At 71.3% G+C, this 13751-nt stretch carries 8 protein-coding genes; 5 read left to right on the forward strand and 3 right to left on the reverse strand.

The window, feature by feature from the left end:
- Nucleotides 1-27 precede the first annotated feature (27 nt).
- Entirely contained in the window at nucleotides 28-498 is a 471-nt protein-coding gene (locus tag ACFU7D_RS24185) for a hotdog fold thioesterase (protein WP_378872087.1), read from the reverse strand.
- 102 nt (nucleotides 499-600) lie between these two features.
- Between ACFU7D_RS24185 and polA the strand changes: the two genes are divergently transcribed.
- The gene (gene polA / locus ACFU7D_RS24190; protein ID WP_378872090.1) at nucleotides 601-3288 is read left to right on the forward strand and encodes a DNA polymerase I; all 2688 of its coding nucleotides are present in this window, start codon (nucleotides 601-603) and stop codon (nucleotides 3286-3288) included.
- Nucleotides 3289-3651: 363 nt separating this feature from the next.
- On the opposite strand, the gene ACFU7D_RS24195 is transcribed toward polA, so the two are convergent.
- A complete protein-coding gene (locus ACFU7D_RS24195) occupies nucleotides 3652-4893 on the reverse strand; it encodes a lipopolysaccharide biosynthesis protein (protein WP_378872101.1) in 1242 nt (413 codons plus the stop codon).
- Between the two features lie 177 nt (nucleotides 4894-5070).
- On the opposite strand from ACFU7D_RS24195, the gene ACFU7D_RS24200 reads away from it, so the two are divergent.
- Entirely contained in the window at nucleotides 5071-6756 is a 1686-nt protein-coding gene (locus ACFU7D_RS24200; protein ID WP_378872093.1) for a hypothetical protein, read from the forward strand.
- Between the two features lie 20 nt (nucleotides 6757-6776).
- Nucleotides 6777-6932, forward strand: coding sequence for a hypothetical protein (locus ACFU7D_RS24205; RefSeq protein ID WP_160024268.1), 156 nt, complete (start codon nucleotides 6777-6779; stop codon nucleotides 6930-6932).
- A gap of 85 nt (nucleotides 6933-7017) precedes the next feature.
- Here the strand turns inward: ACFU7D_RS24205 and ACFU7D_RS24210 are convergent, their stop codons facing one another.
- Nucleotides 7018-8175: a glycosyltransferase family 4 protein gene (locus ACFU7D_RS24210; protein WP_378872096.1), complete on the reverse strand. Its 1158-nt coding sequence runs from the start codon at nucleotides 8173-8175 to the stop codon at nucleotides 7018-7020.
- 134 nt (nucleotides 8176-8309) lie between these two features.
- Between ACFU7D_RS24210 and ACFU7D_RS24215 the strand changes: the two genes are divergently transcribed.
- Together ACFU7D_RS24215 and ACFU7D_RS24220 are read left to right on the forward strand one after the other, a co-directional pair.
- Nucleotides 8310-9095 (forward strand): class I SAM-dependent methyltransferase, encoded by a 786-nt coding sequence (locus tag ACFU7D_RS24215; RefSeq protein WP_378729840.1) that lies wholly within the window; start codon nucleotides 8310-8312, stop codon nucleotides 9093-9095.
- Complete coding sequence (locus tag ACFU7D_RS24220) at nucleotides 9062-13369, forward strand: alpha-(1->3)-arabinofuranosyltransferase family protein (protein WP_378872099.1); 4308 nt, start codon at nucleotides 9062-9064, stop codon at nucleotides 13367-13369. The genes ACFU7D_RS24215 and ACFU7D_RS24220 overlap by 34 nt, the downstream gene beginning before the upstream one ends.
- Nucleotides 13370-13751 lie beyond the last annotated feature (382 nt).

Here is a 13751-nt window from a genome sequence, read left to right on the forward strand (position 1 = left end):
GTTCCGGGGCCCTTCGGCGTACGTCCCCTACTGCCCGACGCGCTCCGCGTCGATCAGCGCGCAGGTGATCCGCGAGGTGCAGACCCGCTTGCCGCGCTCGTCGGTGATCACGACCTCGTACGCCGCGGAGGTGCGACCGAGATGGATCGCCGTCGCGGTGCCGGTGACGATGCCCGAGGTCGCCGACCGGTGGTGGGTGGCGTTGATGTCGACGCCGACCGCGAGCTTGCCCAGGGAGGCGGCGTGCATGCCGGAGCCGGTGGACCCGAGGGTCTCGGCGAGCGCGACCGAGGCGCCCCCGTGCAGCAGCCCGTACGGCTGGGTGTTGCCCTCGACCGGCATGGTGCCGACGACCTTCTCGGCGGAGATCTCCAGGATCTTGACGCCCATCTTGTCGTTGAGGCCACCCATGCCGTGGGGGAGCGAGGCGAAGAACCTCTCGCCGGCGGTCGTGTCGGTCGGCGAGACGGGATGGTCGGTGGTCGATGCATCGGTCATGGATGCATCGTCGCATGTGCCGCGCGGGGTCGGGACGCGGGGGACGCGCGGGTCTCGACCCGCGGTCGCGCCGTTGTCGGTGGTCGTGGATAGAGTCGGACCGTGGCTGACGTGACGCGTGACCGACTGCTCCTTCTCGATGGACACTCGCTGGCCTACCGGGCCTTCTTCGCCCTGCCGGTGGAGAACTTCTCGACCGTCACGGGGCAGAACACCAATGCCGTCTACGGCTTCACCTCGATGCTGGTCAATGTGCTGCGCGACGAGACCCCGACCCATGTCGCGGTCGCCTTCGACCTGTCGCGGCAGACGTTCCGGCTGGAGGAATACTCCGAATACAAGGCCAAGCGCAACAAGACCCCCGACGAGTTCAAGTCGCAGCTGCCGCTGATCCAGCGACTGCTCGACGTGCTGCACATCCGCCACCTGTCGCTGGCCGGCTATGAGGCCGACGACATCATCGCGACCCTGGTGACCCAGGGGCTCGAGGCCGGGATGGAGGTGCTGATCCTGACCGGCGACCGCGACTCGCTGCAGCTGGTCACGGAGTCCTCCACGGTCCTCTACCCGATGCGTGGTGTCTCCGACCTGGCGCGGATGACGCCGGAGGCCGTCGAGGCGAAGTACGGGGTCCCGCCGCACCGCTATCCCGAGATCGCCGCTCTGGTGGGTGAGGACTCCGACAACCTGCCCGGCATCCCGGGCGTCGGCCCGAAGACCGCGGCGAAGTGGATTAGCACCTACGACGGCCTCGACAACCTGATCACCCACGCCGACCAGGTCAAGGGCAAGGCCGGCGACAACCTGCGCGCCCACCTCGGCGACGTGATGCGCAACCGGCGGCTCAACGCGCTGGTCCGAGATCTGACCCTGGAGGTCGGCCCGGCGGACTTCGGGCGGGTCGAGTGGGACCGGGCGGCGGCGCTGGAGCTCCTCGACGAGCTCGAGTTCCGCGGCGAGATCCGCACCCGGATCACCGACGTGCTCGCTCCCGAGGACGACGTCCCGGTCGACGAGAGCGGGTTCGCTCTGGAGGGCGAGACCCTGGCTCCGGGTGCCGTCGCGGCCTTCCTCGAGGAGCTCGGCACCACGTCCGTCGGGGTGCATGTGCGTGGGACCTGGGGTTCCGGCACCGGCCGCGTGGACGGGTTCGGTTTCGCGACGCAGGAGCGGGCTGCGTACGTGGGGGTGGAGGAGCTCACCCCCGAGGACGAGGCGGCGCTGGCGGACTGGCTCGCGGACCCCTCGCGGCCGAAGATCATGCACGACGCCAAGGGGCCCGAGCTGGCGATCGACGCCCACGGCTGGTCCTTGGGCGGGCTGGTGACCGACACGGCGCTGTCGGCCTACATCGTGGCGCCCGACCAGCGCTCCTACGACCTCGCAGATCTGACCCTGCGCTACCTCAAGCGTGAGCTCAAGCAGGAGGACGATGGCGGCCAGGAGTCGCTCTTCGGCGACGACGAGGTCGGTGGCGACGGCGTCGCCCGGACCTCGATGCTCTATGCCCGCGCCGTGATCGACCTCGCCGTCGAGCTCGACTCGGCCGTCGAGGCCGCCGGCGGACACCGGCTGCTCTCCGAGGTGGAGCTTCCGCTGCTGCATCTGCTGGCGCGGATGGAGAAGACCGGCATCGCGGTCGACACCGAGCACCTCGACGCGCTGGAGCGGCACTTCGCCGGCCAGATGAAGCAGGCCGCCGACGACGCCTACGGCGTGATCGGGAAGGAGATCAACCTCGGCTCGCCCAAGCAGCTGCAGGTGGTGCTCTTCGACGAGCTCGACATGCCGAAGACGAAGCGCACCAAGACCGGCTGGACCACCGATGCCGATGCGCTGCAGCAGCTCTACGTGAAGACCGAGCACCCGTTCCTCCTCGCCCTGCTGCGCCACCGCGACGTCACTCGGCTGCGGGTCACCATCGAGGGCCTGCTGAAGACCGTGCAGGACGATGGCCGGATCCACACCACCTTCAACCAGACCATCGCGGCCACCGGTCGGCTCTCCTCGACCGAGCCCAACCTGCAGAACATCCCGGTGCGCACCGAGGAGGGACGCGGCATCCGCAAGGGCTTCATCGTCGGCGGCGGCTTCGAGTCGCTGATGACGGCGGACTATTCGCAGATCGAGATGCGGATCATGGCCCACCTGTCCGAGGACGAGCTGCTCATCGAGGCGTTCCGCTCCGGACGCGACTTCCACTCGATCACCGCCGCGCGGGTCTTCGGCGTCGACCCCGACGCGGTCTCGGTGGAGCAGCGGGCCAAGATCAAGGCGATGAACTACGGCCTCGCCTACGGCCTGTCCGCTTTCGGCCTCTCCCAGCAGCTCGGGATCGAGCCGAGCGAGGCGCGCGGGCTGATGGAGGAATACTTCGAGACCTTCGGCGGCATCCGCGACTACCTGCGCAGCCTGGTCGAGGAGGCGCGGCGCACCGGTTACACCGAGACCATCATGGGCCGCCGCCGCTACCTGCCCGACCTGCTCTCGGACAACCGTCAGCGGCGTGAGACCGCCGAGCGGATGGCGCTCAACGCCCCCATCCAGGGCTCGGCCGCCGACCTGATCAAGGTCGCCATGCTTCGAGTCCAGGCCGCCGTCGACGAGGCGGGCCTCTCCTCCCGGATGCTCCTCCAGGTCCACGACGAGCTCGTCTTCGAGGTCGCAACGGGGGAGCGGGAGGCTCTGGAGGCGCTCGTACGCGAGCAGATGGGCTCCGCCGCCGACCTCAACGTCCCCCTCGACGTATCCGTCGGCACCGGCCCGTCCTGGCACGAAGCCGCCCACTGACCGCCGAGGCGTCACCCCGGTCGGCCGAAGCGTCAGCTGCGTCGGCCGAATTGGCAGTTGTGGCGCACCGAATCGGTAGTTGTGGGTGACGAGACTCCACTCTCGTCGCCCGCCACTGCATTCTCGTCCGCGACTGCTGAAGCGGCTGCCGAGGCGTCAGTTATGGCGTACGAAATGGCGGCTCCGGCGAACTGAATCGGTGGTTGTGGGGGACGAAACTCCATCTTCGTTTCCCCTACGTGCGTTCTCGGCCGACACAACTGACGTCTCGACCGACACAACTGACGTCTCGACCGCCAGAAGTGACGTCTCGACCGACGTAGGCGACGTTTCGGCCGACGCGGCTGACGCCTCGGCTGGGGGTCAGGCGCGGTGAGGGGTCTGGTTGAGTCGCCAGAAGGTGACCGCCAGGAGGACGGCGGCGAGGGCGGCGTCGACGCTGAGGACGGCCCAGACGAGGCCTTCGACGGTGGTCTGCATCGCGCCGAGGGCGAGGGCGGCGGCGACGGCGATCCAGAGAAGGTACGCCGAGAGCCGGCTGCGCCTGGCCAGGACCGAGTAGACGAGCAGCTGGAGCACGGACAGCACCATGCCGAGGATCGCGAAGACCCAGAGCAGGCCCTCGATCTCGGCATAGTCGGGGCCTCCGATGAAGATCATCGCCAGCCACGACATCAGCCACGAGCCGGCGATCGCGCACGCGCCCAGACCACCGACGAGCGTGAGCGACTTGACCAGCGCGGAGCGGCGGCTGGCCTCGGCCGACATCGACGGGAAGGCGATGATCACCACGAACTGCGGGAGGAACAGCACCGCCTTGGTGAGGATCAGGCCACCGGCGTACAGGCCGGAGACGTGGTCGGAGAGCACGTTGCGCGCGATCAGGATGTCGACGTTGGAGAGCGCGAAGAAGCCCAGCAGCGCGAACGAGGCTTGGAGCATCTCGACGACGACGGGCTTCACCGGCCCGGGCTTCGCGTGGGCCTCGGCGCGACGTCGAAGCACCCACCATCCGACGATCGCCGGCGCGAACTGGGCCAGCGCGACACCGGCCATGGCGGCGCCTTCGGTGGGGCGGACCCACATCGCGGCGGTGGTGACGATGACCCGAGGGATGCCGAGAGCCAGGTAGACCACCGACAGGCCGAGCCAACGGCGCTCGCCCTGCAGCACGCCGGCCTGACCGCCCATGATCGTCAGCGGTACGGCACACACCGCGACCAGCAGGGCCGGATAGATCGAGTCCAGCCGCAGCACCCGCCACACGAGCGGCGAGGCGGCGAGCATGACGACCCCGACGACGATGGCCGCGCGATAGGTCGCTCGCAGCACCGTCCGCTCGATGGCGCGCTCCTGGCCGGGCGTCTCGGTCACCCGGCGCGACGCCGTCGCCTGCATGCCGAGCTGGACCACGCCGACGACGAGGAGCAGCGACATCATCGACGCGACGCCGCCGTACTGTCCGGGGCCGAGGATCCGCGCGGCGATGATCTGGAAGCCGTAGGTCGCGATGTTGGTGACCATGATGCAGAGGGCAAGGAAGCCGCTGCTGCGGATGAGCGCGGACAGCCTGCGCCGGCGGGCGCTGATCGGGCTGGCGGTCATCGTGGGCACTTGGAAAGCCTAGGGTGCGGCAGGTCACATGCCGGCACCGGCATCCGCCCAGGATCGAAACTCGTTCGCCACAACTGCCGGCTCGGCCGACGTAAGTGACTTCTCGGCCAACGTAAGTGACTTCTCGGCGGGGCGGGGATCTAGGGTGGCCGCGTGAGGGATCGGGTGGTGCCTACCGTGTGGGCGGGCGTGCTCGCGGTGCTGATGCTGGGGCCGGCGCTGGGGGCTGGGTTCGTGCTCAGCTACGACATGGTGTGGGTGCCGGATCTCGCGCTGACCCGGGATGTGCTCGGCCTGGGGTCGGGGCTGCCGCGGGCGGTGCCCTCGGATGCCGTGATCGCGGTGCTGGACGAGGTCGTGGCGGGGCTCGCGCTGCAGAAGCTCGTGCTGGTGGGAGCGCTCGTGCTCGCCGGTGCGGGTGCCGCGGAGCTGGTGCGTGAGCGCTCGCTCGCCGCGCGGCTGGCGGTGGTGAGCCTGGCCTTGTGGAGCCCGTACGTCGCCGAGCGGCTGTGGATGGGCCACTGGCCGATGCTGCTGGCCTATGCCGCGGTGCCCTGGCTGGTGCTGGCCGGCCGCCGATGGGCGGCTGAACCGGGCCCGGCCGCGCGCGGCCCGGTGTGGACGCTCCCGGTCCTGCTCGTCGGGAGCCTCAGCGCCAGTGCGGGGATCGTTTCGGCCGCGGTGATCCTCGCGACCGGTCTGCGCCGGGGCCGGCGCCCGGTCCTGCTGCTCGCGATGGTCGCCGCGGTCAACGCGCCCTGGGTGGTCGCCGGCCTGACCCACGCGGGGGAGGCGGTGTCGGCCACCGGGTTCGAGGTCTTCGCGCTGCGCGGTGACGCCCTGCCCGCCCCGCTGGCAGCCCTCACCCTCGGCGGGATCTGGAACACCTCGGTCATCCCCGCGAGCCGCGAGGGCTGGCCGGCCTGGGTGGCTCTGGTGCTCCTGGTGGCGCTGGTCGGAGCCGGACTCAAGCGATGGTGGGTCGGCGACAGCCAACGGATCGCGATCCTGGGGTTGTGGGTCGCCGGGATGGCGATCGCGATCCTCGGCTGGGCCGCACCGCAGACCCTCGACGGCCTCGCCCAGGAGATCCCCGGTCTCGCGCTGATGCGGGACAGCAGCCGCCTGCTTCCGCTGTGCCTGCCGCTGCTCGTCCTGACCGTCGCGGCCGGGGTCGATGCGCTGCGCGAGCGGCTTCGCGGCACCGCGCCCCGATGGGCCGCGGCAGTCGTCCTGGCCCTCGCCCCGATCGCCGTCCTTCCCGACGCCGCCTGGGGTCTCGCCGGCGGCATCGGCACGGCCGACTACCCGACTTCATGGCAGCAGGCCCGCGCGAGGCTCGCCGAGGAGACGGCACCGGGCGACGTACTCGTCCTGCCCTGGTCCGCCTACCGAGCCCCGGCGTGGAACGATCGTCGTCCCGTCCTCGACCCGCTGCCGAGGATGCTGCCCAGGGCGAGCGTCACCAACGGCGACCTCGTCATCGGCCGCACCGAGATCGCGGGCGAGGACCCGCGCGCGGCAGCGGCCGCCGAGGCCCTCGCCGCGCCGGACCCCACCACCCGGGCAGCCGAGCTGAACCGCCTCGGGATCGGGTACGTCATCACCGACCGCACCGCGGGCGAGGCGCCGCAGGTGGCGGGGGAGACGGTCCACGACAGCGGCGACCTGCTCCTGCAGCGGTTGCCGGGAGAGGCGACCAGGCCGGCGGCGTACACGATCGGTCCGGTGAGGCTGACAGCGGTGGTCCTCGCGTGGGTGGCGTACGGCCTGGTCTGGCTGGGAGCCACAACATCAACAGTTCTGCTACTGATCAGTATTGTTCGCCGGCCGGCTGCTAATGTTCGCGACTAGGAGAGGGAGGTCACATATCCATGGGCAACATCATTGCCATCGTCGCCAGCATTCTTGTCGGCGGCGGAGTCGCCGCAGCGACCATCGTCGGAGTCGTCACCAGCAGCACGGACAACACCGTCGAGAATCCTCCGAGCGTCTCTGAGTCGACGGTTCAGTACGGCACCAACGACTGAACCAGACAAACCCGAAGGAGGCCCGGCGGTGATCCGCCGGGCGTCCTTCCATCTCTACGACATTTTCTACGACTTCCCAGAGCCGTCAGTCCGCGCCGACCACGTGCCCCTGAAGCGTCGAGGCGAGCACGGCGTTGAAGTTCAGCTGGCTCTGCTCCCAGGTGTGCTTGCGGGCGTGCCAGCGGGCACCCTCGGCCAGCTCCTTGCGGCGGATCTCGTCGCCGAGCAGGTGGTCGAGCGCGGCCACGAAGCCGGGCTGGTCGTCGACCAGCACCCCGGACTCGCCGTCGTCGATCGACTCGGTCGTCCCGCCCGCGTCGCGGAAGGCGACGGTCGGGGTGCCGTGCTGGGCGGCCTCGGTGACGACCAGGCCCCAGCCCTCCTTCAGCGACGGCAGCGCCATCAGCCAGGACCGCTCGTAGACGGCTTCCTTGGTCTCTTCCGAGACATGCCCCAGCATCTCGACGTAGTTCTCGGCCCCCACCCGGGAGATGTACGCAGCCAGCTCGTCGGCCCACCAGCCGCCGCCCACGATGCTCAGCCTCAGGTCCGGGTAGGAGGCCCGCAGTGCCACCACCGCGTCGACGGCGAGCTCGACCCGCTTGTGCGGCACCAGCCGCCCGACGACACAGATGGAGGGGTGCTCGGTCTTCGCCGGCCGGTCGCTCAGCGCCGGCGCGGCGCCGTTGTGCACGACCGCGACCCGGGCGGGGTCGACGCCGAGGGTGGCCAGCTCGGCCCGGGTGGCGCGGGAGACCGCGACGTACTGCTTGTGGCGGTAGAGCCGCGGCGCCAGCCACGACTCGACCCACCAGCCGACCCGCCCGGACAGCCCGGGGTAGACCACCGGCCACTGCTCGCGGTGGACGTGGTGGACGAGCACCGTGACCGGAGCCCTGGTGCCGAGCGGGCAGAAGAACGGGAGTCCGTTCTGCACGTCGATGACCGCGTCGACGCGGCCGATCGGACCCAGCCGCCCCAGCGCCAGCAGCAGCACGCCCCACAGGTAGATGCTGAGCTTGCCGCCGCGGCGTACGTAGCGGATGTCGTCGCGCTCCTCGCGGGCCTGCGCACCGGGATAGGCGGCCGTGAACACCGTGACCCGCGCTCCGGCGTCCACCAGACCGGCGGTGATCTGGTGGAGGTAGTGCTCGGCACCACCGGCTTCAGGATTGTCAGAATCGCGCCAGCTGAAGACGGCCACATGGCTGCCGTTCAGCTGCGCTCCCTCCGTTGCGCGCAAAATTGAGTGCTCCCCTGCAATCTCGCAGTTCCCCGCTGCTGAGCGCTCCCTCCCCAGGGTCACGCAGTTACTGGAGAGTAGGACATTTCGTGACGGAATGCACACCCGTTGGGGTAATCGGTTAGGGTTCCGCCGTGCCGAACCTCCTCGACTCTCAGCGTGCCGCCTCCGCCGGCGGAGGCTGGAGCGCGACGCTACGGCGCTCCGTACGCCTCTTCAGCGACTTCCGTGTGGAGCAGACCGATCCCGCGCGCTTCTACACCGCGCTGGCGGCAGACTCGGTCGGCCAGCTGGCCCACTACACCGATGGCGAGACGCTCGAGGGCACGGTCCTGCTCGACGTGGGCGGTGGCCCGGGCTACTTCCGCGACGCCTTCATGCGGGCCGGCGCGACCTACCTCGCGCTCGACGCCGACGCCGGTGAGATGCAGGGCGCCGGGATCGTCGCCGAGGGCAGCATGCTCGGCGACGGGATGCGGCTTCCCGTCCGCACCGGAAGCGTCGACGCCTGCTACTCCTCCAACGTGCTCGAGCACGTCCCGACGCCGACGGCCATGCTCGAGGAGATGCTCCGCGTCACCAGGCCCGGCGGCGTCGTCTTCTGCTCCTACACGCTGTGGTGGGGCCCCTGGGGCGGCCACGAGACCAGCCCGTGGCACCTGCTCGGCGGCCGGTTCGCGCGCCGCCGCTACGCGCGCAAGCACGGCCACGAGCCCAAGAACAAGTTCGGCGAGTCGATGTACGCAGCGACCGCCTCCGCGGGGCTGCGCTGGGCGCGCGCCCAGCGCAGGGCGGGCAACGCCGAGATCCTGGCTGCGGTTCCGCGCTATCACCCTGCGTGGGCGGCGTGGCTGATGCGCGTCCCGGTGGTGAGGGAGGTGCTCTCATGGAACCTCCTCCTCGTGCTGCGAAAGACGTGACCCCGGACCCTCCGAGCGACACCCCCACCGCCTCCGGCTCCGCTTCGGCCACGTCGAAGCTCAGGCTCGTCGCGTACGTCGCGATCCTGACCGCGATCACGTTCACCCAGGCCCCGGGCCGGATCGTCGCGGACACCAAGTTCGACCTGAGCGCCGACCCGTGGGCCTTCCTGGCTCGCGCGGTGAACATGTGGGACGCCCAGGGGGCCTTCGGCCAGGTGCAGAACCAGGCGATCGGCTATGTATGGCCGATGGGCCCGTTCTACGGGCTCGGCCAGCTGGCGCAGCTGCCGGAATGGGTGATCCAGCGGCTGTGGTGGGCGCTGCTGCTCAACCTGGCCTTCCTCGGTGTCCTGCTCGTGGCCCGCGAGCTGCAGCTGGGGCGGCCGTGGGCCCAGGTCGCGGGTGCCGCCGCGTACGTCCTGACGCCACGCGTGATGACCATCCTCGGCGCCAACTCGGCCGAGCTGTGGCCGACCGCGATCGCGCCGTGGGTGCTGCTCGCCGTCATCCGCGCCAGCGGCACCACCACGACCAAGGACCTGGTGCGCTGGTGCGCCGTGGCCGCGCTCGCGGTCGCCTGCGCGGGCGGCGTCAACGCGACGGCGGTCTCGGCGGTGCTGGTCCCGGGCGTGGTCTTCCTGCTGACCAGGACCGGCGCCCGGCGATTCGCCGCGCTGGCACTGTGGGGCGTGTTCACCGTCCTCGCCACCCTGTGGTGGACGATCCCGCTGGTGCTCCAGGGCCGCTACATCCCGCCCTTCCTCGACTACATCGAGACCGCCGCGGTGACCGCCTCGACCACCGGCCTCCTGCCGACGCTGCTCGGCACCTCCGACTGGGTCGCCTACGCCGATCCGCTCTACTACCCGGCCGGGCAGAGCCTGCACGCCACGCCCTACCTCGTCCTCGATGCCGCCGCCGTCGTCGCGATCGGGCTCGCCGGCCTCGCGGGGGTGGGCCGCGCGCGCCGTCACCCCGAGACCAGGTTCCTCATCGGCTGCGTGCTGGCCGGAGCCGTCCTCGTCGGGATCGGCTACACCGGCGCGCTGGCCGGCTGGGGCGCCGAGGCCCGCCAGGACCTCGTCGACGGCGCGCTGGCCGCGGTGCGCAACAGCCACAAGTACGACGCGGTGCTCCGCCTCGGGCTCGCCGCCGGTGTCGTGCTCACCGTCGAGACCATCCTGTTCCGCGCCGAGCTGGCGCGCGCCTCCGGGACGGCCACGAAGGCCGCCCAGTGGCTCAGGAGGGTGTTCGTCATCGCCGTGGTGGCCGCGCTGGCCGGCCTGGCGGTGCCCTGGGTGCGCGGCCAGGTGCCGCCGCCCGGGTCGATCGAGAACGTCCCGGCCTTCTGGACCGACGCCGCCGACTACCTCTCCGAGAACGACGACGGCGGCGTCACGCTGGTGGTCCCGGCCGCCCGCTTCGGCGACTACCTGTGGGGCAGCACCCACGACGAGGTCCTGCAGCCCTACGCCGACTCCCGCTGGGCCGTACGCGGCGTGGTGCCGCTGGCCGAGCCCGGCAACGTCGTCTGGCTCGACCGGGTCACCGAGGAGATCGAGCGCGGCACGCCCAGCGCGGACCTCGCGCCGATGCTGGCCAAGGCCGGTGTGACCCGGCTGCTGGTGCGCAACGACCTGCACTGGGGCACCACCGGCGCCCCGCCGCCCTCCCTGGTGCACGCCACCCTCGCCCAGTCACCGGGCCTGACCCGGGCGGCGAGCTTCGGCGCCGAGTTCGGCAACACCACCTACCACCGCGAGATGGGCACCCGGGTCCTCGTCGACGGTGGACTGGCCGGGGAGTATCCCCCGATCGAGATCTACGAGGTCGACGAGGCCACCTCCGGCGGCACCCTGATCCCGGCCAGGACGACCGTGATGGGCGACCCCGGCGAGCCCGCCAGCGGGGCGCCGGCGGTGCTGACCGCCGACGACACCCGGACCTCCGCCGACGGTTCCGAGGAGAGCGCCGACGTCATCCTGACCGACGGCCAGCGGCGGCGTACGACCCTCTTCTCCGGCGTCCGCGCCAACTCCTCCGCGACCCGCACCGCCGAGGAGGGCGTCGACTCCGACCAGCCCGAGAGCTTCCACCGCTACCTGGCGGACCAGGAGCGGTGGCAGAGCACCATGGTCTGGCGTGGGGTCGAGGCCGTGGAGGCCTCCAGCTCGGCGGCGACACCGGAGGAGGTCCCGGTCGACCGCGGCCGGGCGCCCTCGGCTGCTCTGGACGGCGACCCCGACACCGCGTGGCGCACCGAGACCGGATGGGACCAGAACCCCGAGGGCGCCTGGTTCCGGGTGAGGTTCGAGGACGAGACCGACCTCGGCAAGGTCACCGTCACGATCCCTTCGAACGTCGTCGGGGTCGAGCGGCTCGAGCTCGTCGCCGGCGCCCAGATGCGCAAGGTCTACGCCCCGCAGCCGGGGGAGGAGGCGACGTACGACCTGACCGGGTTCAGCGCGCGCAACCTGACCATCACCGCGCGCGGAGCCACCGCCTACGGCCCCTGGGGGATCAGCGAGCTCGACATCGAGGGCGTCGACGCCCAGCGCCTGGTCGCGCTCCCGGTGCCGCCGCAGGACGCCACGATCCGCAAGATCCGGCTCGGTCGCGACGCCGATCGCAGCGGGTGCATCAGCCAGGACGGAGTGCTCTACTGCGAGCCGTTCCTGGCCGGCACCGGCGACGACGGAGACGACCTGGACCGGCTCATCACCCTCACCCGCGGGCAGTCGTTCGACGTCACCGGGACCGTGTCGCTGCGCCGCGACCATGCCTACGCCGCGGCCGCCGCCGAGCTCGCGGGTGTGGACATCACCGCACCGAGCAGCGGAGACATCGCCCAGTCGGCGCTCGCGATGGCCGACGGCGACGAGGGCACCTCGTGGCGCGCGCCGTCGACCGACCCGGCCGACATCACCCTCCACCTGCCCGAGCGGCAGCGGATCAGGTCGCTGCGGCTCCTGGTCAACGAGGCCGCCCCGGTCAGCATCCCCACCGAGGTCGAGATCACCGACCTGCGCCGTCCCAAGCGCACGGTGACCCGCGAGGTCGACGCCGACGGCGACGTCGCGGTGCCCAGCGGCTGGCGCACCGACCGGCTCCGGATCCGAATCACCGAGACCGACGCCGCCTACGACCAGCCTTCGAGCAGGGCCGACGCGACCGAGCTTCCCGCCGGCATCTCCGAGCTGGAGGTCAACGGCCGTCCGCTCGGCGACGGGACGCTCCGGGCCGGCTGCGCCGAGGGGCCCCACATCCGCGTGGGGGAGCGGGTGCTGCGTACGTCGGTCAACGGGTCGCTCGCCGACCTGCTGCGCGGCGGCGAGGTGCCCCTGAAGGTCTGCGGTACGGCTCCGATCAACCTGACCGCCGGTGAGAACACGCTGCTGGCTGATCCTGGCTCGATTGCCTCGGGCTCCGCTTCGGCAGTGAACGCCCTCCGCGTCGACAGCCTCGAGCTCAGTGCGGAGGTGATCGCGGACGCGGAGTCCCCGGAGGTGGTCGAGGTGGAGCGCGACGAGCGCGACGCCGCGGTCTCGGCGACGGTCTCCGCCGAGGCCTACGACCGCGTCCTCGTGCTCCCGCAGAACATCAACCCCGGCGCCACCGCGACGCTGGAGGGCAAGGTCCTGCGCGCCCAGCGGGTCGACGGCTGGCAGCAGGGCTGGATCGTGCCGGCCGGCACCGGGGGAGAGGTACGTTTCGGCTTCGCGCCCGAGGACACCTATCGTGCCGGGCTGCTCGCCGGTGCCGGAGGCGCGGCGCTGGTCCTGGCGCTCGCGCTGGTGACCTCATGGCGCCGCCGCGGCACCCCGCCCAGCCTGGAGCTGTTCCCGGTGGCCGCGCCGTGGCGCTGGTACGACGGCGGGGTGCTCGTCCTGGTCGCCGGTCTGCTCGCCGGCTGGTGGGGTGCCCTGGCAGCCGTGGTCGCCTGGCTGCTGCCGCGCGTGACCGGCCGCCGGCCGGGTCTCGTACGCCTCCTGGCCGCCGGGTCGGGAGCAGCGCTGCTCGCCGGCGCTCTGGCCGTCGAGATCCTCCCGACCGCCTGGGACCTGCCCTGGGACCCGCCCGCCTGGACGGCTCAGGCGCTCTCGCTGGTCGCGCTCGTGCTGGTCGCCGCGGCCGCCTCGGTGACACCGGGCTCGGAAGCAGGCTCGGAAGCAGGCTCGGAAGCAGGCTCAGCCTCGAGGCGCCGTTTCGGCCTGCGCCCGGAAGGACGCCAGCCGCGCAGCCGCATCACCCGGCGCTCGAAGAGGATGTAGGACAGCGCCGCGATCGGGATGGTGACCGCCAACGTCATCGCCAGCACCGTCCAGAAACGGTTGTTGAAGGTGCCGAACCCGAGCAGCTCCATGCCCATGAGCAGCACGAACATGTGGATCGAGAAGACCCCGTAGGAGATCTCGCCCAGCGCGCTGGGCACCGGACCGGCCAGCCAACGGCGTACGGGCCCGTCGAGCTCGGGCCCGAAGACCAGCGGGAAGATGACGCACACCGCGACCGCGCCGTAGAGGACGCACTTGAGCGCCGACTCGGCCGGTGTCGGCGCATCCACCAGCCCGGTCGGGCCGGTGATCGGCGTGCAGGCCGCCACGAAGAGCCCCAGCGCCAGCAGCCACCAGCCGGCCAGGTCGCGCGCTGCGG

The sequence above is a fragment of the Nocardioides sp. NPDC057577 genome, assembly GCF_042801335.1.
Classification (GTDB): domain Bacteria; phylum Actinomycetota; class Actinomycetes; order Propionibacteriales; family Nocardioidaceae; genus Nocardioides.

Coding starts and splice junctions, on each gene's coding strand:
- ACFU7D_RS24205 (WP_160024268.1), top strand. CDS start 6,777: ATGGGCAACATCATTGCCATCGTCGCCAGCATTCTTGTCGGCGGCGGA.
- ACFU7D_RS24220 (WP_378872099.1), top strand. CDS start 9,062: ATGGAACCTCCTCCTCGTGCTGCGAAAGACGTGACCCCGGACCCTCCG.
- ACFU7D_RS24195 (WP_378872101.1), bottom strand. CDS start 4,893: ATGACCGCCAGCCCGATCAGCGCCCGCCGGCGCAGGCTGTCCGCGCTC.
- ACFU7D_RS24185 (WP_378872087.1), bottom strand. CDS start 498: ATGACCGATGCATCGACCACCGACCATCCCGTCTCGCCGACCGACACG.